General features: G+C 36.3%; 12 protein-coding genes. 11 read left to right on the top strand and 1 reads right to left on the bottom strand.

Going from position 1 to position 19,900, the window contains the following annotated elements:
- Nucleotides 1–409 precede the first annotated feature (409 nt).
- The 8 genes from ABD692_RS00675 (at nucleotide 410) to ABD692_RS00640 (ending at nucleotide 12,803) form a co-directional block, all read left to right on the top strand.
- Entirely contained in the window at nucleotides 410–976 is a 567-nt protein-coding gene (locus ABD692_RS00675; RefSeq protein WP_344764146.1) for an RNA polymerase sigma-70 factor, read from the top strand.
- Nucleotides 977–1,026: 50 nt separating this feature from the next.
- The gene (locus ABD692_RS00670) at nucleotides 1,027–2,184 is read left to right on the top strand and encodes a FecR family protein (RefSeq protein WP_344764145.1); all 1,158 of its coding nucleotides are present in this window, start codon (nucleotides 1,027–1,029) and stop codon (nucleotides 2,182–2,184) included.
- Between the two features lie 94 nt (nucleotides 2,185–2,278).
- Entirely contained in the window at nucleotides 2,279–5,794 is a 3,516-nt protein-coding gene (locus tag ABD692_RS00665; RefSeq protein WP_344764144.1) for a TonB-dependent receptor, read from the top strand.
- Nucleotides 5,795–5,804: 10 nt separating this feature from the next.
- Nucleotides 5,805–7,634: a RagB/SusD family nutrient uptake outer membrane protein gene (locus ABD692_RS00660; RefSeq protein ID WP_344764143.1), complete on the top strand. Its 1,830-nt coding sequence runs from the start codon at nucleotides 5,805–5,807 to the stop codon at nucleotides 7,632–7,634.
- Nucleotides 7,635–7,660: 26 nt separating this feature from the next.
- A complete protein-coding gene (locus ABD692_RS00655; protein WP_344764141.1) occupies nucleotides 7,661–8,038 on the top strand; it encodes a BACON domain-containing protein in 378 nt (125 codons plus the stop codon).
- A 291-nt stretch (nucleotides 8,039–8,329) separates the two neighbouring features.
- Nucleotides 8,330–9,613 (top strand): family 16 glycosylhydrolase, encoded by a 1,284-nt coding sequence (locus tag ABD692_RS00650; RefSeq protein ID WP_344764140.1) that lies wholly within the window; start codon nucleotides 8,330–8,332, stop codon nucleotides 9,611–9,613.
- A 167-nt stretch (nucleotides 9,614–9,780) separates the two neighbouring features.
- Nucleotides 9,781–11,892 carry a family 20 glycosylhydrolase gene (locus ABD692_RS00645; protein WP_344764139.1) on the top strand — a complete coding sequence of 704 codons (2,112 nt, stop codon included), beginning with the start codon at nucleotides 9,781–9,783 and terminating at the stop codon, nucleotides 11,890–11,892.
- A 62-nt stretch (nucleotides 11,893–11,954) separates the two neighbouring features.
- A complete protein-coding gene (locus ABD692_RS00640; protein ID WP_344764137.1) occupies nucleotides 11,955–12,803 on the top strand; it encodes a glycoside hydrolase family 16 protein in 849 nt (282 codons plus the stop codon).
- A gap of 120 nt (nucleotides 12,804–12,923) precedes the next feature.
- Here ABD692_RS00640 and ABD692_RS00635 read toward each other — a convergent pair whose 3' ends face one another.
- The gene (locus ABD692_RS00635; RefSeq protein ID WP_344764136.1) at nucleotides 12,924–13,628 is read right to left on the bottom strand and encodes a FadR/GntR family transcriptional regulator; all 705 of its coding nucleotides are present in this window, start codon (nucleotides 13,626–13,628) and stop codon (nucleotides 12,924–12,926) included.
- A 167-nt stretch (nucleotides 13,629–13,795) separates the two neighbouring features.
- Between ABD692_RS00635 and ABD692_RS00630 the strand changes: the two genes are divergently transcribed.
- The 3 genes from ABD692_RS00630 (at nucleotide 13,796) to ABD692_RS00620 (ending at nucleotide 19,891) form a co-directional block, all read left to right on the top strand.
- Nucleotides 13,796–17,206, top strand: a complete 3,411-nt coding sequence (locus ABD692_RS00630) for a SusC/RagA family TonB-linked outer membrane protein (RefSeq protein ID WP_344764135.1) — start codon at nucleotides 13,796–13,798, stop codon at nucleotides 17,204–17,206.
- A 10-nt stretch (nucleotides 17,207–17,216) separates the two neighbouring features.
- Nucleotides 17,217–18,806, top strand: coding sequence for a RagB/SusD family nutrient uptake outer membrane protein (locus ABD692_RS00625; RefSeq protein WP_344764134.1), 1,590 nt, complete (start codon nucleotides 17,217–17,219; stop codon nucleotides 18,804–18,806).
- Between the two features lie 164 nt (nucleotides 18,807–18,970).
- The gene (locus tag ABD692_RS00620) at nucleotides 18,971–19,891 is read left to right on the top strand and encodes a dihydrodipicolinate synthase family protein (protein WP_344764132.1); all 921 of its coding nucleotides are present in this window, start codon (nucleotides 18,971–18,973) and stop codon (nucleotides 19,889–19,891) included.
- Nucleotides 19,892–19,900: the final 9 nt, after the last annotated feature.

The raw sequence follows: 19,900 nt of genomic DNA, 5'->3' as shown, positions 1-19,900 counted from the left end.
TAAGCTTAAGACAGCAATAATACATAATATTTTATTGTCATACATAATAAAATAATTATATTTTATCTATATCTTAGACCTCAATTCGATTAGAAAATAACTCGTGAGGCCGTTTAACAAATTAATATATCCTACTTGAATTGCATGCGAATGCTGCTAAAGCATGTTAACTGATTTTACGTTGTTTTTTTAGTTGAGTCAGGATAATAAATTTTGCTAGAGGTATTCCTCAAATGGTTCTGGTCTTTATAGTGCTTAGAATTTTTGAGTGGTTAAACCTAGTTAGTTTCTAGTCATGGAAAGCCAAAGGAAGTGGTATAATTCTGTTGTCAACAGTTTATTGTCAATTCCAACCAGCTCTTAATTTGCTTAATCGTCTGATAATATAAACGACTAATAAATTTCACCGATGATTTATCAATCTTTTACGGATATTGAATTATTGAGTTTACTCAAAGCGGGCGATGAGCATGCTTTGCGTGAAATTTATGATAGATATTGGAAATTTTCACTCACAATTGCAGCTAAAAAACTGGATAATATTCAGGATGCAGAGGATTTAGTTAATGATCTTTTTGTATCCATGTGGAACCGGAGGGATGCTTGGCCCGAAATTCTATCGTTACAAAACTACTTTAAAAGAGCGATAAGAAATCAGGTTTTAAAAATATGGGCAAAAAAATACAGGATCGAAAAATATCTTTTAATACAGCAATCAAGCATCTTCGAATATGAATACCAGTCCTCGAATTCAATTGAATACAAAGAACTGAATGGTCAGCTTAAAAAAGCAATATCAGATTTACCAGAAAAATGTCGTTTGGTTTTTGAACTGAGCAGAGAAGAGGGATTATCACAAAAACAGATATCGAATAAGCTGGGCATCTCTCAAAAAACGGTTGAAGCACATATAAATAAAGCACTTAAAATGCTCAGAATTAACCTTCGCAATTATTTTATGAACTTTTTTTTCTAGTTGACTAAGGGTAAACGCCAACTTGTGGAACTGTATATATAGAACCAAAGATGGAAAAAATTACTCAGCAAAAAAAGTATGAACTACTTGCCAACAAATGGCAGGAGGGAACCTGTACTAACGCGGAACAAACCGAATTATTTGAATATTATGAGCAGTTTGGAGCCAATAAGGTCGAAATTCCTATCGTATTTAATGGTAATGAAGATTTATACAGGGATGCTCTTTATAAAAAAATTAGTAACAGGATAGAAATAAAACGGACTTCTTCTGTGCGTTTATGGTTATGGTCTGGTGCCGCTGCAGTTGTTTTCATCCTTTCTGCGGTGTTAATCAATTTTAAAATAAATTCTACCCAAAGCCATAAACTGGTCAAATCAAGAAAGCTTCCTGTAAGTAAAAATCCAATACAAAAACAACCAATTTTAATTCAGAATAATGGTAGTGTAGTCCAACTACGTAATGCTGAGCATTCAGGCGTTCAAAATGGTTTTAATGTTCAACAAGATAACAATGGAACTTTAGTTTACACCATCACAAAGAATAAAATAGGAGCTGCAAATGATAAAATATTAAATGAAATCCGAACGCCTGTCGGTCAAAAGTTAATTGTTTTTCTTTCAGATGGCACTAAGGTTCATCTTAATGCAGGTTCGTCCTTTAAGTTTCCTAATCAATTTCAATCGGCCATCAGAAGGGTTAGTTTAGTTGGAGAGGCGTATTTTGAAGTATCGAAAGATAAAACCAAACCCTTTATAGTTTCAACCGCCAATCAGGATATAGAAGTTTTAGGTACCCACTTTAATGTTAATGCTTACGAAAATGAAGCTGCCAGCAGAACCACGCTTGTGGAAGGGCGCGTAAAGATAAAGCCTAAGTTTTTGGGTAAATCGACCATACTACTTCCTGGGCAGCAAGCCGTGTTAGAAAATCAAAATTTAACTGTTGCGGAAGTGAATACTGAAACAGCTTTGGCATGGCGTAGTGGATATTTCATTTTTAATAATGAAGATCTGGAAAGTATAATGAGAAAACTGCAAAGATGGTATGGCATTGATGTGATTTATCGAAACCAGAAAAATCCGGAATTAACTTTTGCGGGTGCAATTTCTCAAGAAAAAAGTTTAACAAGTATTCTGAAAATTATAGAAGAGACTGGCGATGTGCGCTTTAGTGTTTCAGGAAGGAGCGTAACGGTCTTGAAATAATTTCACTAAAATGAATTCTTACTTGAACTAGGATTTGAAAAATTATGGCAATTGTGCCAAAATATTACTAATAAACTAACCACTAACTATCCAAATGTATAAATTTTACCAGAAAATAATGCGTAGTGACCACTACTGCGTTCCAAAATTCTTGCGTGTAATTAAATTGATTACTACCATATTATTTGTAGGAATTATTCAAGTAAGCGCAACAAGTTTTGCGCAAAAAATTACCTTAAAAGTAAGAAATGCTCCATTAGAGAGAATATTTAACCAAATACATGAGCAAACTGATTATGACTTTTTTTACAATTCTAAGCTTATCAAAAAAGCAAACCCAATTACTTTAGACGTAAAAGAAAGCGATTTGTCAAGTGTGTTAAATACAAGCTTTAACAACCAGCCGTTTACATTTACAATTTCCGAAAAAACAGTAATTGTAAAAGAGAAATCAATTATGCCTATACTGGAAAATCAAAAAAAGATTGATTTGGCGGGTAGGGTTATTGATGATACCGGACAAGGCATTCCTGGAGCGTCAATAAAAGTCTCTGGAACGGCAAAGGGTACAATGAGCGACGTGGATGGGAATTTTATTATCAAGGGTGTAGAAGAAGGACAAACTTTAATTGTAAGTAGTGTCGGTTTCGAATCGAAAGAAATTAAGGTAAACAATGTTAAAGAAATTGTTATAAAGCTTTTAACTGCTTCGAGTTCGTTAAATGATGTTGTTGTGGTTGGGTATGGAACGCAAAAGAAAGTAAATCTTACCGGAGCGGTTTCTGTTATTAAAAGTGCTGATCTAGAAAACAGACCAGTTATTAATGCTACACAAAGACTTGCAGGCCTGGTTCCGGGTTTGAATGTAAATGCTACCGGAAATGCAAAACCTGGTCAGAGTTATGGTTTGAACATCAGGGGAGTAGGAAACTTAAGTGGAACAGATAATCCATTTGTGTTGGTTGATGGCACGCCAATGCCATTAGATAGGGTAAATCCGGATGATATAGAATCGATTTCGGTGTTAAAAGACGCCTCTGCTTCTGCTATTTATGGCGCAAGAGCTGCCTATGGTGTAATTTTGGTAACTACAAAAAAAGGAGTAGATGGAAAAACTAACGTAACGTACTCTAATAATGTAGGTCTGACCTCGCCAACTCAACTTCCTCAGGTATTAGATTCGTACCGTTTTGCGCAATACTTTAATGCTGCTACTTTTAATGCAACAGGAACAAAGCAATATTCAGACGAAAAACTTGCCCAACTTCAACAGTATATTCAAAATCCATCTGGTTTTCCGGTTTTGCCCGAAGCAAACGATAACTATTTAAGCAACTGGGAAAATACATCAAATGGACTTGCCAATACCAACTGGCTTGACTTTAACTACAAGCCTTTTGCACTTAGACAAACACATAATTTAAATGTTAGCGGTGGCTCAAAGGATATACAATACTATATTTCTGGAGGCTACAATAATGAAGACGGATCATTGCGCTATGCCGACATCAACTTTCAGCGTTATAATTTCAATATATCCGTAAGTGCAAACATCACTAAATGGATGAAAGCTTCAGTAAACTCTAAGTTTTCTCAAAGCCGATATAAAAGTCCGTTTTCAGGTGCTTTTGAAAATTTGTTTTTTCATAATATGCTTAGAATGCGCCCAAATATTTCACCTTATGATCTGAGTGGAAACTTTAATGAGATTTCCAGTGTACCTTATCTTCAATCTGGTTCAGAAAATATTAACCGCGAGAATGCAATAAGCATATCACCAAGCTTAAAAATTACACCATTAAAAAATTGGAATATTAACATTGATTTTAATATTCTTAGAACAAATAACGATGATGCGGCATTGTTAATTCCTGGAATCGCATATGGTATTGATGGAACGCCCAAATTTGTAAACAGATCCGAATATGGTATAATACTTTCTGGTGCCTATTCTCGAGCAAGTGCCACTAACACCTACCTATCACCAAATATTTACAGTTCTTATGATCTTAAATTAGCGAGCGGTCATCAGTTTACCTTTTTAGGCGGCTATCAGCAGGAATTAAACCAATACGAATCTTTATCTTCTGGTGCTCAGGATTTGATCAGCTTTGCCACACCGGGTTTAACCCTTACTACTTCACCTGCAGTATCTGGTGAAGTAAGAAATGAATGGGCGACTAAAGGTTTCTTCGGAAGGGTAAACTATAACTATAAAAATAAATATCTGTTTGAGGCAAATGCGAGGTATGATGGTTCTTCGAGATTTGCGCCAGGCAAAAGATGGGGCTTCTTTCCTTCAATGTCTGTAGGTTATAACCTGGCAGAAGAAAACTTTATCAAAAACGGTAGCAAGCTAATCAATGTTCTGAAAATCAGAGCTTCATACGGAACTTTAGGGAATCAGGCTGGTGCGCCAATTTATTCTTATGCGCAAACCATGAGGACAAATGTACCTGGAGCAAGTGGTGCAGGGCCTCAATGGTATTTTCAAAATGGAAGAGAAGCCAATATTCTCGCTCCGGCACCATATAATCCATCGTTAACCTGGGAAAAAGTATTAAGTGGTAACATTGGTTTAGACTTTGAAATCTTGGCCAACAGATTAACAGGTAGTGCCGATATTTATCAAAGGAATACCCGTAACATGCTAGGTCCTTCATTTGATATTGCAGATATGTTTGGAGGAACTGTGCCCTCTAGTAATAATGCCGATTTAAGAACCCGCGGATGGGAGCTTAGTTTGAACTGGAGAGGAACTATTGGACAAGAAATTAGTTATAGGTTAGGTGGTACACTTTCTGACTATAAATCAGTTGTAACACGTTATCAAAACCCAACATTTAATAACCCTGCAGGTACTTTCTATGAGGGTAAGGATATTGGTGAAATTTGGGGTTATAAAAGTGATGGCTTGATACAGAATGCTGCTGAAGCTGCTGATTATAATAAGCTTAACAGAAGCTTTTTATCTCCTTTGGATTGGAAACCTGGAGACGTAAAATATCTTGATCTGAATAATGACGGTAAAATAAATAATGGTAGTAACAAGCTTGGTGATATGGGCGATCTTACAGTCATTGGAAATACTAACCCACGCTATTCTTACTCGTTAAATGGTAGTCTTAGTTGGAAAGGGTTTACACTATCTTGCCTTTTTCAGGGAATTGGCAAAAAGAATTATGCACCTGGTATTGGTGATGTTTATTTCTGGGGAGCTGGTGCGTTGGCGCAAGTAACGTTATTTGAGCAACACCTCGATTACTGGACACCGCAGAGTCCTGATGCTTACTATCCAAATCCTTACGCAGCTCCAGCTGGTTCACAAAATTCTTTTACAAATAAAACGCAACAAGTTTCAGATAGATACCTCCAAAGTGCTGCATATTTAAGACTGAAAAACTTAACACTAAATTATTCATTGCCAAAAGCATGGGTTAATAAAATAGAACTAAATAAAATAAATGTGTTTGCAAGTGGAGAAAATCTATTCGTAATTACAAATCTAGCTAAAATGTTTGACCCTGAAGGACTAACGGGATCAGTTGGTACAGGAAAAGCTTATCCATTGAGTAAAGTATATGCATTTGGCCTTAATGTCTCACTATAATACTATTAAAATGAAAAAATATAATACATTGAAATTTTTGTCGGTTATATGGATATTATTGACATTGGTTTCATGCAAAAAAGATTTGCTCGACCGTAAACCTTTAGATGCTTTAAGTACTGCAAATCCTTTAGCCACACCTAACGAGCTCAAGTTATACGTTAATCAGTTTTATAATTTATTTCCGGTACATCCGGTTAATGTTGGCGGTACAGGAATTGCATTTGATGATGCCGGTACAGATAACATGATCTTTTCATCGGTTAATACCAGATTATCCGGACAACTCGCTTTAAGTAATGCCTCGAGTTTAGGTGGATATACAACAATTAGAAGCCTTAATTATTTTTTAGCTAATTATAAAAATGCTAAGGGAGATCAAACTTTAATTAACCAATATGTAGGAGAAGCTCGATTTTTTAGAGCGCTAAACTATTTCAATTTGGTTAAAGGTTATGGCGATGTTACCTGGGTAAATCAGGTTTTACCAGAAGACCCGGAGATTATGAAAGTGCCTAGAGATCCCAGAACTTTAGTCATTGATTCGGTACTTAAAGATCTTGATGTAGCCATATCATTATTGCCAACGGCGGCAAATAGTGCAAGTATGCGTATTCACCGCGATGTTGCCTCAGCTTATAAATCCCGGATAGCCCTATATGAAGGTACCTGGCAGAGATACCATCAACAGAAAGCAGATCCATTTTTTACAGCAAATATTACTGAAGATAAAATACGTGGTTATTTTACCCAGGCCAGAGATGCTGCCTCATCAGTCATCAGTAGTGGCAGATGGTCCGTTTATAGTACAGGTAAACCTCTTCAAGATTATTCTGATCTGTTTATAACTACAGATCTTTCTAGCAATAAGGAGGTTATGCTTTGGCGTAAATACAATACCGGAGATAATATCGGTCATAGTGTTTCAAAATATATCTCTTCAGATGGTGGCGATTTAGGTTTAACACTTTCTTTGGTTGATGATTATTTAACCATTAATGGTACTCCTTTTACAGGGATAGAGCGCTTAAATGCACAACGTAAATATGCTCAGGAGTTATTGCCAACTGTACGTGATCCACGTTTATCTCAAACTGCAGGTGTTCCGGGGCAACCCATGAAGCCTGTAAATGTATTGGTTCCAAGTTATCCACCAATAGATCAAACAGGGTTTAATAGAAATACCACAGGTTATCCTATGCATAAATTCTTAGAATATAACACTGCAGCAGCTACAACAGATGATTTTAAAAGTATGGCTCCGGGTATCGCAATGCGTTATGCAGAAGTATTATTAAATTATGCTGAAGCTGTGGCAGAACTTGGTGGCGATCAATCGCTTATTGCAAGTGCACTTAAGCCATTAAGAGATAGAGCTGGTATGCCGCAGGTAGATTTTGCAAAAGAATATAATACTTCTGCAGATTATCCTTTTAGAAATTTATCTCCAGTAATTCAATCGGTTAGAAGAGAACGCCGTGTAGAATTTGCTTGCGAGGGTTTTAGAATGGATGATATTTTTAGATGGGCAGCAGCAGATCTTCTTCTTGTAAATAAAAGACAATTAGGAACTCTTTTTACCGGAAGTGATTTGAACGACCAGAATACTACAATTGGATTTTATAAGGGTGCAATTTATTACGATACCGCACCTGCCGGAAAGTCAATTAACTTATATCTTTCTGGAAATCCAGGCGATGCAGTTAGATACATCGATCCACATAAAAACGTTTTGCCGACAGGTTCGCGTTTCAATACTTTGAGAGATTATCTGTTGCCACTACAGCAAAGAATGCTGCAGTTAACAGAGGGTAAATGGGTTCAAAATCCAGGATGGTAATTATTTATAAAATTAAATTGACTCAAATGAACATCAGGATATATTCAATTATAGCGCTCATGATTTTAATCAGCGCATTTGGCTGCAAAAAACAAGATATACCACTTAAACCCGAGCAAAGTGCTACTTTTTCAGCAAAGCTTGAAGATACATCTGCTATATTTCCAGCCGCTAAAACCATAACATTTATCAATATTATTGCAGGTACCAATGGTTGGTCGCTTACACAAAGCACCAATAACGCATTGCTTGTTGCTGATAAGAACTTTGGTGCAGGCGATTACAAACTTCGCGTAACCTTAAACGCAAATACAACAGGTGTTCAGCGCTCTACTACGGTTAAACTAGTTTCAACAAATAGTAGTTTACCACCTGTTTTAATAAACGTTACCCAGGATAAATAAGTTAAAGCTTATTAACAAGCAAATATCAATAGATGATGTGTGTACCTAAGGATTAAAAAGTATGATTAGGTTGGTTTGAAGCTATTGTGGAGGAATATCCTTCACTTTAGCTTCTATTAATTTTCTTTAATCATGCGAATATCATTGCCTACAAAAAAAAAGTTGTAGAAAAGGGATTACCCAATTTCTGTAACCTTTTTTGAACAGGTTTAAAGTGGCCTCTCTAAATCAACGATTTAGAATTTTTAAAATTTTATATTCAATTATTAACCTAAATAAATATAAACCACTATGAGAAAAAAAATTGAACTAGCACTAAACTCGGCCAAGGTTATCACCATCTGTGCCATTTTTTCGGCATGTACTAAAGAAGATGTAAAAATGGATAATGCAGAAAGTGCTAGCAAGCCTACTGCTAATTTAATCATGGCTTCAGCTGCAACGGTCTCTTTTGTCGCTGCACCAAATTATCAATTGATATGGTCAGATGAATTTAATTTAGCAGGCTCTTTTGATACTGCCCGTTGGGCGTATGCTCCGCGAGGAACTGTAGCTTGGAATAAATATCTCACTTCATCTAATAACTATGTATCTCAAGATGGAAGTAACCTCTTATTAAGGATGGATAATGCTACAATTGCAGGTGATGCAGTACCCTATCATTCTGGAGGAGTTCGATCTATGGGGAAATTTAGTATTGCATATGGAAAAGTTGAAGTTCGGGCAAAATTTACACAGGGACAAGGTTCCTGGCCAGCAATATGGATGATGCCAGAACCAGCAACAGCACATTCTACCGGTTGGCCTGCTTGCGGTGAAATAGATATTATGGAACATGTAAACAACGAAGCGAATATTCATCAGACCATCCATAATAGTACAGTTACAAATGCTAATGGTGTAAGTACGGCAACTCATGCAGCAGCATATAATACAGCCGCATTTAATACTTATAGTATAGAATGGGATCCTTCTGCGGTTAAATTTTATGTAAATGGTGCCCTGCAATATACTTATAGCAAAGTTTCGTCCGCTGGATGGCAACAATATCCTTTTGATGTCCCGTTTTACTTAATTTTGAATCAGGCTGGAGGAGCGGGCTGGCCAGGTGCTATTACGGATTCAAATCTTCCCTTCAATATGCAGGTAGATTACGTGAGGGTATACAAGCTGTCTTTACTAGGAAATGGTGGTTTTGAAGATACCTCAATTGCACCTTGGACGAGCTGGGGTGGAACCGTTTCAGCAGTAACAGGTAATGCCAGAACAGGCACAAAATCTATTAAAGAAACTGGAGCAGAAAGTTCATTAGAACAGGTTATTACTGGTTTATCTCCTAATACAACTTATAAATTTGGGGGTTATGCGAAAGTTTCTGCTGCAGGTGAAAGCGTTTCCATTGGGGTTAAAAATTATGGAGGCTCGGCAGTTGCTGTCCCAATTGCCAGCACAACATATTCATTTGGTTCTGTAACTTTTACTACAGGCGTGAGCAATACTAGTGCAACATTATATTTCTATAAACCATCTACAGGAACAGTATATGGTGATGATTTTTATTTAGAAAAACAGTAAATTTTTGCAAAGAGTATCCATGAAATACAACCAATCTATGGTTTTATTTTTATGGATGCTCTTCCTTGTAATACGAATACATGTTGCAGAGGCTATTTTTATCAACTATAACATTAAAATTTAATAAACAAGAGCTAGTTTTCTAGCTTTAAGTAAAACAGCAATTAATGAACTTTAAAAAAATTACTACCATCTTATTTCTCGGGGTATCCTGTCAGGTTTATGCACAAAACAGTGAGCCGTTTGTAATTCCTAAACTTCAAAAATGGTCGGGCGAAACTGGTTTTTTTGCACTTAAAAACACCATTAACTTGGTAACCGCCAAGCCTATTTCAAATGAAGAACTCAATGGTTACATTAAAACGTTTGCGAACGATTTAAAGGCTGTTTATCCTAGAAAGGAAGTTCGTATTAAAATAGGAGCTCCCTCGAAAGGTGATATATTTTTTGATTCTGATACCGCTCAGGTACCAAATGCCAAAGAAGGTTACTTACTGCGAATAAATGATTATTTAACTATAAATTCAACAAAACCAATCGGTTCTTTTTGGGCAACGCGTACTATACTTCAGATTTTAGAACAGGATCCTGCCCATCAGAAAATACCTAAAGGTATTGCATTCGATGCACCCAAATATGAAGTTAGGGGTTTTGTTATTGATGTGGCCAGAAAATTCTTCACCATTGATTTTCTTCGAGATTATGTAAAGCTTATGTCTTATTACAAGCTGAATGATTTTCAAATTCATTTAAACGATAACGGCTTTAAACAGTTTTTTAATGATGACTGGAGTAAAACTTACTCTGCATTTCGATTGCAAAATGACACTTACCCAACGCTTACCGCAAAAGATGGAAGCTATAGTAAGCAAGAGTTTATCGATTTGCAAAAACTCGGTAATGCTTACGGCGTAAATATTATACCGGAAATCGATGCCCCTGCGCATGCGTTGGCCATTACTAAGGTGTTTTCAGAGTTAGCCAGCAAGAAATATGGAGCCGATCATTTGGATATCAGTAACCCAAAAAGTTACGAAGTAATGCACAATATTTTTAAAGAATACCTACAGGGTTCTAATCCTGTGTTTTTTAACAAAGAAGTTCATATTGGTACCGATGAATATGCAAAAGAAGAAGCTGAAAATTTTAGAAAATTTACTGATAGCACTATAAAATTTGTAGAAAAATATAATAAAAAAGTTAGGTTATGGGGCGCTCTTACGCATGCTAAAGGGAAAACGCCCGTTAAATCTGAAAATATAACCATGAACTTATGGTACAACGGCTTTGCCGAGCCAGCTGATATGTTTGCATTAGGATATAGCGGAATCAGTACCCCCGATCAATGGTTATACATTGTACCAAAAGCTGGTTATTATTTTGATTATTTGAATTTGAATAACGTTTATAAAAAATGGGCGCCAAATGTAATTGGGGATAAAGTTTTTCCCGAAAATATGCCTCAAATAAAAGGAGGTGCTTTCGCCGTATGGAACGACCATGTTGGAAATGGAATTTCGCAAAATGATGTTACAGATCGTGTTTTCCCTGCATTGCAAGTGCTGGCTCAGAAAATGTGGATAGGCAATAAAGCAGATAGTTTGTTAACCTTTGATAAATTTCAATCGCTTAGCAGCAAAATAGGGGAAGGTCCGGGGATTAATCTTCGTGGAAAGCACTTGGGCAAAAGTAATTTAGTCTTACATTATCTGTCGTCTGGAAATCAGTTTAAAGATATAAGTGGGAACAAACAACAGCCGCTTACAAACGCAAATACCGAGCCTTTAAATGGGATGAAGAAAATGATTCATTTTAAAGGCGGGAAAAGTTTTGTTCAAACACCAATAAATGAGATTGGTTATGGATATACGGTTTGTTTTGAAGTAAAACCATCAAAGGGAAACCAAAACAATGCGGTGCTTTTTTCATCTCCAAGTTCATCTGTGAAACTTAAACAACTTAATACTAATAAACTAGGATTTTCTAGAGATGGCTATGATTATAATTTTAATTATGTTGTGCCAGAAGAGGTGTGGACAAAAATTGCCATCAGTGGTGATAGCAAAGGAACTTCGCTTTATGTGAACGGAATTTTTGTAGAACGCCTGGAAGGAAAAATGCAGATTTTTAAAAATACCAAAGATAAAATGGCAACTGTGCAAACCTTATTTTTTCCATTAAAATATATTGGTGATCCCCTTAATAGTTTTGCCGGAAGTTTTGCATCGCTTGCCGTGTATAACCAGGTTTTAACTGCGGAAGTAATCCGCTCGCTTTAGATGTCAAATAAGCCGACCAAATTTTAGGTTTGATTTAATTTGAGATAAAAAAAATAAAAATTATGATAAATATATATATTAAATGCCTATTTACTGCAGCGATTATTTTCTCAATTCATCTGTATTCGATGGCGCAATCTTCTTCTGCGGCTGTTATAAATGTTCCCATGAAAGGGGTAAAGGATAAAAACCAAAAGAAAGACTGGAAGCTTATTTTTTCAGATCACTTTAGTTTATCAGGGAAGTTTGACGAAAGTAAATGGTCCTTTTCTCCTAGGGGCAATCCTGCCTGGGCAAAGTTTTTAACACCCTCTGCTGATTATGTTTTTCAAAAAGGTGGAAAACTGATTCTTCGAATGGATGACCAAAGCATTAGTGACGATAAAATTCCTTACCATTCGGGAGGAATACAAAGTTCAGAAAAATTTAATTTAACTTATGGAAAGGTTGAAGTCAGGGCGAAATTTAATAAAGGCAAAGGGTCTTGGCCGGCAATTTGGATGATGCCCGAAAATCCTTTATATGGGAACTGGCCTGGTAGTGGCGAAATTGATATCATGGAGCATGTCAACCAAGAAAACGTTGTTCACCAAACCATACACAATGGATATGTAACTGATGCGCAGGGGGGAAGCTCTGCAACCCATAAAGCCGCCTACAAGGAGCGGGAGTATAACACTTACAGCGTAAGCTGGACGCAAGATTCGATAGCTTTCTATGTAAATAGCGTCCATCAATATACCTATAAGCGAGATGCCGACGGTGGTTCGAAACAATGGCCATTTGACAAGCCATTTTATTTAATATTAAATCAATCTGGAGGAGCGGGCTGGCCAGGAAGTGTTGATAAAGCAGATTTACCTTTTGTAATGGAAGTGGATTGGGTTCGGGTTTACAGGGCTGCCGATTAATACCCAAGAATAAAATTAGTTATGTGCTCTATAAAATACAAGTCTTTAAGGTGGGGAAGCTATTTAATTGCGCCCACCTTAAAATAAGTTATCGAATAATTTATTTAAAAAATATAAATGCTATTCGTTTGAAAAAAGTCTGGCAAAATGATTCTCTAAATGATTTCTCATCGCATTGCGAAAGATTTCAGGTGATCCATTTTCTAAAATATCAACAAGACCTTTATGAGAAACAAATTTGTGCAGCTTGGCATTCTTTTTCAATAAGCCACTGTTATTAACATAGTCAAAAATTGGCAAAAGTAAATTCTGAAACTTTTTAAGCGTTGAATTGCCTGTAATTTCATACAGCTTGCCATGAAAAGCAATTTCGTGATCAATATTAAAAAGGAAATCGCTTGCTCCAGCAGGTTCATTGGCAACAATTACTTTTAATTCGTTAATATCCGAAGCAGTAATCTTATTATATATAAAATCTGCCATTCCAATTTCTAAGACAAGTCGAATTTCAAAAATTTCTTTAAGTGTTTCCTGATCCAGAATGTGCGGATTCATGCTTTTGCTGAGTACACCAAAAATATCTGGCGAGGTGATGACAGCGCCCTTTTTCTTCTTTGAATCTATTAACCCCATCATTCTTAGGCGAAGCAGTGCTTCTCGTACAACGGTGCGGCTTACCCCTAAGATATTGCAAAGTTCGAGTTCCGTTGGAATACTATCGCCTACTTTGAGTTTTTTTTCTTGCAATAGTTGTACAAGATTATCCTCAACGCGGTCAACAAGTGAACTTGTGTCTACTTTATTAAAATCAAGTATGGAATCCATTATTATGTATTATTAGTCGAATAGGGCTTTTTATGCTTCTGTGAAGCAAATATAGTAAAAGCCACAGTTTAAGGTTTAAAAATAAATTGTTAATTATTTGCAAATAAACACAATAATATGTTATTTCGATTTATTATGTATAACATAATCTAACCTAATAACTAAAAATGAAAGAAATTTACCAAACATTCACTAGGTATTTTATACTTAGTCTGGCTGTATGCTTAACTACACTTACAGCTATTGCCCAGTCCGGTACAATATCGGGTAAAATTACTGATGCCTCTAAAGCAGGCATTCCAAGTGCAACAGTCAGCGTAAAGGGCACGAAAACTGCTGTTGCCGCCGGTAATGATGGAAGCTACAGAATCGTAGCTAAAAGTGGAGATGTTCTTGTGTTTTCTATTACGGGCTTTACATCTAAAGAAGTTACAGTGGGTAGTAGTACTACCATCAATGTATCCTTAGTTGAGGATGACAAAGATTTGGATGAAGTAATGGTAGTGGGCTATAGCACCATTAAAAAATCAAAATTAACAGGTTCAGTCTCTAAATTAGATTCCAAGGTTTTGGAAACGGGTGTTCGCTCTAATCCTGCGCAAGCATTGGCTGGAACAATTCCGGGCTTGAGAGTTTCTACAGCAACAGGCAGACCAGGGTCTGCTGCCAGTATCACTTTAAGGGGTGGAACTAACTTTGATGGAAGTGGAAGTCCATTAATTCTAATGGATGGTCAGGTTAGGGGTTCTCTTAGTGACATCAATTCGGAAGAAATTGAAAGTATTGAAGTATTAAAGGACGCCTCAGCTACAGCTATTTATGGTGCTAGAGCTAACAATGGTGTTATTCTAATTACATCAAAAAGGGGTAAAGCAGGTTCTTCCTCTATTTCATTAAAATCGCAAACAGGAATAAATTATTTAAATACCCCTTATAAATTTTTAAATGCGGAAGACTATATTACTTGGACACGTTTAGGGGTGGTAGAAGCGATAAGGAATGGGACATTGGGTACAGTTGCTTCTAACACAGCATTATCTGCTGTAGGACCCAGAAGTACTGGTAACTTATACAAAGACGCTGCAGGTAATATATTAGATGGTAATTATAATAGTGCTGCTATTTGGAGTACAATGCGATTAAACTCTATTAACCAGGAATTGGTAGGTAAACCAGGTTGGAAAACCATGAAAGATGCAGTACCTACAAATGCTGCTGGAAATTATGATCCAAATGGAACTTATGCTGATTTACTCTATAAAGACTTTAACTATGGAGATTATGGTTTGAAAAAAAGTTCACTTACTCAAGACTATAATGTTAGCATGAGTGGTGGAAATGAGAAAGGTGCATATTACGCTACTTTAGGATATTATAATGAAGGAGGACTTTCTCTAGCTACATTTTATCGTCGTTTAAATTTTACCGTTAATGGCGATTATAATATTAAAGATTGGTTAAAATCAGAAAGTAGTGTGCAATTTATTAGAGCCAATTGGAGGGATCAATCGCTTACAAATGGTGAGAGTAATTATTGGGGACGTATGCTTTCCGCACCTCCAACTATGCGTGGTACGAACGAAAATGGCGATTTAATTTTAGGTCGTGATGCCAGTGACGGTAATCCAATAATTAATATTGATAAGTATAAAGTAAATAATCAAACAGACAAATTTACCTTTAGTCAAGCTTTAAAAGTGAATTTTACTAAAGATTTATTTCTTAGGGTAAAAGGTGTTTTGTTTTATGATGAAGGCTTTTATGAAAGCTTTAATAAAGATTATAGAACAGGTATTATGAGTTTAACCAATTCTGCTACAGGATGGAACAGAGATCGCGCATCGGCTGCATCTTTTGGTCGTACAACGAATCAAACTTACAATGCTGTCCTTAATTATAAAAAACAGTTTGGTAAAAATAATATAAATGCCTTAGTTGGTGCAGAATATTTTGATGCTTATGCTAAAGGACTTTCTGCAAGCGGGAAATTAGCTCCTACAGATGATTTTCAAGACCTTGGTTTAACGGTTAACGATGTTTCTGGTATCGGTGCAAGGAGTATTGATTCTTATCATCAAAGAGAACGCATTATGTCGCAATTTGCGAGTGTAAATTACGATTGGGATGGCAAATATCTAGCTTCGATCACCGCTAGAAGAGATGGTTTTTCAAGATTAATCGGAGATAATCAATATGGTATATTCCCTGCTGGTTCTGTGGGTTGGGTTGCTTCAAAAGAAAATTTTATGGAGTCTACTAAAAACTGGTTATCTTTCTTAAAAGTAAGAGCAAGTTATGGTAAAAGTGGAAATATTGGAATTGGAACTTCAAACGCTATCGGCTTATATGAGTTACAAGGTGCTTATGGACCTCAAAGTGCTTACAACGGAGTTATTGGTTTCTTAAATACGCCTGCAAATCCAAAGTTAACACCAGAAATAAGTAAAACTTTAGAGGCTGGTTTTGATATGGGCTTTTTTAAGAACAGGTTAACTGCTAGTGCAGCAGCTTACAATAGAATTACATCAGATAAGCTCACTTTCGTACAAACGCCAACTTCTTCAGGTGTTTCGCAGATACGTACAAATAATGGAAGCTTTAGGAATACGGGTGTAGAATTAGAAGCAAATTATAAAATTTTACAGAAAAGCGCAGTAAAATGGGAAGTTGGAGCAAACGCTTCTTGGAATAAGAATAAAGTAATTAAACTTCCTTACAACGGAAATGAAAACAATAGACAAGGGGGACAACAAATATACGATCCAGCAACAAATCGTCTGATTTGGGTAGGAGGACTTCAGGAAGGACAGGAGCCGGGTGCAATATATGGTTTTGTTCAAGATGGTATTATAAGAAATTCTGCTGACCTTGCTGCTTACAATAAAGTAGATTTAGCTGCTGGACAAGTATGGTATGGTGCTTCTGCAGGAAAAAAAGTAGCCAGTCAGGCGTTGATTGCCAGCAAAAATTTAAATCCAAATGCTGCTGCTCCAACATTTATCGCAACCCAACTAGGTGATGCGAGATGGAAGGATATTGATCAAAATGACACTATCGATACCAGAGACATGGTTAAATTGGGGAATACTTTACCTCGTTGGACGGGCGGCATTACTACCTCGGTTTCGTGGAAAGGCTTAAGTTTATTCGCACGTTTAGATTTTGCAATTGGGTTTAAACAAATGGACTTTATGCAAATGTGGGCTTTAGGAAGTTTTCAAGGGGAGTTTAACGCAACCGAAGCTGTTAAAGATACTTGGACTCCTCAAAATCCTAATGCTTCACTTCCAAGATACACATGGGCCGATCAATTAAATGCAAAGAATTTTGATAGGCCAAGTGATATGTTTTGGGTAAATTCCAGTTATCTGAACTTTAGAGAAGTATCGTTAAGTTATACAATTCCACCCAACTTACTTAAAAGAGCAAGGATATCAGCCTTAACATTCACAGTTACAGGACAAAATTTGGGTTATATAACCAATAAGCAACTTAACTTACCTGAACGTACTGGTTCACAAAATAGTGCTTACACAATTCCTACTCAACTTGTTTTTGGCGCTAACTTAACCTTTTAAAAGAATTATTATGAATAAGTTAAAATATATAGCATTGGTATTTACGCTGATAATAAGTACCATGTCCTGCAAGAAAGCATTAGATCTAACACCAGAGGATTACTTTGGAGATGGAAACTTTTGGCAAAATGAAGCACAAGTAAATAATTTCATGGCTGGCATACATAACCAGTTTAGAAACAATCAATTACAGTTCGAACGTTTAGGTGAAATGCGGGGCGGAAGTTTTAGTAATGTTGATAGACAAAACACCTCTCTGAATGAACTCCCTATTATACAACAGGACCTTTCAGAAATTTCGACTGGTGTAGGTAGTTGGGCAGGTTTTTATGGTCCGTTGTTGCAAATTAATTTGTTTATTCAGAGAGTTGAAGCAATTTCATTTCTTTCTGATGCAAGAAAAAAAGCATTTTTAGGCCAGGCTTACGGGTTAAGAGCATATTATTACTTCCACCTGTTGCGTACTTATGGAGGTGTTCCAATTCGTTTAGAACCAGAGGTTTCGAATGGTAAAACTGATCCTATTGAATTGCGTAAAGCCAGAGCTACAGAGGCTGAAGTATTAGCTACAATTAAAGCCGATATTAATAAATCTGTAAGTTTATATAGTGGTATAAGCAGTTCAGATAAAACTCTTTGGTCGCCAAATGCATCATTAATGCTAAAAGGAGAAGTTTACTTATGGTCTGCCAAAGTTTATGGTGCAACTGCAGATTTAGCCGAAGCAAAAACTGCTCTTAATGCGGTTACAGGATCAAGCTTATTGACAGGTACTGCGGCTAGTTTTGCAAATGTTTTCAAAACTAAAAATAACGCAGAAATTATTTTTGCAGTTCGATATGCAGTAGGTGAAGCTGAAATGCCTAATATTGGTGCATTTACATATTCTACCTTCAATTTTGATGGGCAGCATTATAAAGATTCATTAGCAACTGCTGGTGTAGGAAATTTTTTAATTGATCCATTAAAATTAGCATTGACAAATTCTCAACAAGTTATACAGCGTTATGCATATACTTTTGAGTTGTTTCAAACTTATCAAGTAACAGATAATAGGAGAGATGCAACTTTTTATGATTATTATAAGGTTAATACTGCTGTTACACCAAGAGTACCAACTATAAGAAATACTGCATTAGTTAAATTTATTGGCCCAGATCCCGCTACAACTACAAATAAAAAGTATTTTACAGATGATTGGCCGGTTTACCGTGAGGCAGATAGAGTATTAATGCTTGCTGAAATTGCGAATGCGGAAGGGGCAGATCCTTCTTCATATATTAAATCAATTAGAGATAGAGCTTTTTCTCCAGCTGTTGATCCAACACCATTTGTAAATGGTACTAAGGATGCAAATGAGTTAGCAATCTTTTCTGAAAGAAGTAAAGAATTTGTATTCGAAGGTAAGAGATGGTATGATTTGCGAAGGATGAAATTCGGAAGTGAGCCATTGGTATTTAAATCCGCTGGTCATAAATATGGTGTTTTAGATAAAGCAACTCAAGGATATAAAATTCTTTGGCCAATTGAACCAGGAATATGGACTAATGATCCATTGGTTAATCAAACACCAGGTTATACTACTACTAAACCAAAATAGGTTGCCTAAAACCTAGGTGCTATTACAGACTGTGAAAATTAATCTTTACAGTCTGTAATATTTATTATCAAAAACAAAGAATAGTTATCAGATTTCTTATTTACGACATAATTCTGAATCAATTTTTTACAAAAAAAAATATTAATAAAACTTAATTCATAGAAATGAACTTCAAACCACTTGAAGGGTTAATTGCCGCTCCTTTTACCCCTTTTGATTCTAATGGTAAACTGAACCTGGAACTAATCCCTTCGTACTACAAATTATTAAAAAGCAATGAGGTCACTGGCGCATTCATTTGCGGTTCAACCGGAGAAGGTGTATCTTTAACTAAAGAAGAAAAAATGCTCGTAGCAGAAGCTTGGGCAGATGCAACAAACCAAGATGCTGATTTTAAAGTGATGACTTTGTTAGGCGGAACGTGTATTCAAGATTGTAAAGTTCTAGCTCGCCATGCACAATCTATTGGTTTATATGCTGTTTCATTTACAGCCCCGTCTTATTTCAAACCCGCTAATGCTGCGGTATTAGCGGAAATTTGTGCAGAAATTGCCGCCGAAGTTCCTCAAATGCCATTTTATTATTATCATATTCCAGTATTAACAGGGGCGAACATAGCAATGATTGACCTTTTAGCAGAGGTTAAAGGGATTGAAAACTTTGCTGGTGTAAAATATACGCATGAAGATTTTATGGATTTTCTTTCCTGCATGAATTTTGACAATGGCCGATACGATATGCTATGGGGAAGGGATGAAAATATGCTATCTGCGTTGGTTCTGGGGGCCAAAGCATCCGTTGGCAGTACTTTTAACTACATCGCACCGGTATATCACCAGCTTATTGCTGCATTTGAAAAAAATGACTTCAAAACTGCGGCCATGTTTCAACAAAAGTCAATCGATTTTATTCGCTTGTTGGGGAAGTATGGAGGGATAGCGACAGGAAAATCATACATGAAATTGATAGATATGGATTGTGGGCATTTCCGCCTTCCTGTAAGAAATATGAATTCAGAACAGTTTCCAAATTTTTCAGGCGATGTAAATGCGCTTGAATTTGAAGATTTTCGCTCAAAAGCTTAACCAACCGAT

The organism is Pedobacter ginsengiterrae, from assembly GCF_039537385.1.
Lineage (GTDB): Bacteria > Bacteroidota > Bacteroidia > Sphingobacteriales > Sphingobacteriaceae > Pedobacter > Pedobacter ginsengiterrae.
The sequence above is the reverse complement of the archived record's forward strand: the minus strand, read 5'-3'. Positions and strand labels throughout refer to the sequence as shown.

Coding starts and splice junctions, on each gene's coding strand:
- ABD692_RS00675 (WP_344764146.1), top strand. CDS start 410: ATGATTTATCAATCTTTTACGGATATTGAATTATTGAGTTTACTCAAA.
- ABD692_RS00670 (WP_344764145.1), top strand. CDS start 1,027: ATGGAAAAAATTACTCAGCAAAAAAAGTATGAACTACTTGCCAACAAA.
- ABD692_RS00665 (WP_344764144.1), top strand. CDS start 2,279: ATGTATAAATTTTACCAGAAAATAATGCGTAGTGACCACTACTGCGTT.
- ABD692_RS00660 (WP_344764143.1), top strand. CDS start 5,805: ATGAAAAAATATAATACATTGAAATTTTTGTCGGTTATATGGATATTA.
- ABD692_RS00655 (WP_344764141.1), top strand. CDS start 7,661: ATGAACATCAGGATATATTCAATTATAGCGCTCATGATTTTAATCAGC.
- ABD692_RS00650 (WP_344764140.1), top strand. CDS start 8,330: ATGAGAAAAAAAATTGAACTAGCACTAAACTCGGCCAAGGTTATCACC.
- ABD692_RS00645 (WP_344764139.1), top strand. CDS start 9,781: ATGAACTTTAAAAAAATTACTACCATCTTATTTCTCGGGGTATCCTGT.
- ABD692_RS00640 (WP_344764137.1), top strand. CDS start 11,955: ATGATAAATATATATATTAAATGCCTATTTACTGCAGCGATTATTTTC.
- ABD692_RS00635 (WP_344764136.1), bottom strand. CDS start 13,628: ATGGATTCCATACTTGATTTTAATAAAGTAGACACAAGTTCACTTGTT.
- ABD692_RS00630 (WP_344764135.1), top strand. CDS start 13,796: ATGAAAGAAATTTACCAAACATTCACTAGGTATTTTATACTTAGTCTG.
- ABD692_RS00625 (WP_344764134.1), top strand. CDS start 17,217: ATGAATAAGTTAAAATATATAGCATTGGTATTTACGCTGATAATAAGT.
- ABD692_RS00620 (WP_344764132.1), top strand. CDS start 18,971: ATGAACTTCAAACCACTTGAAGGGTTAATTGCCGCTCCTTTTACCCCT.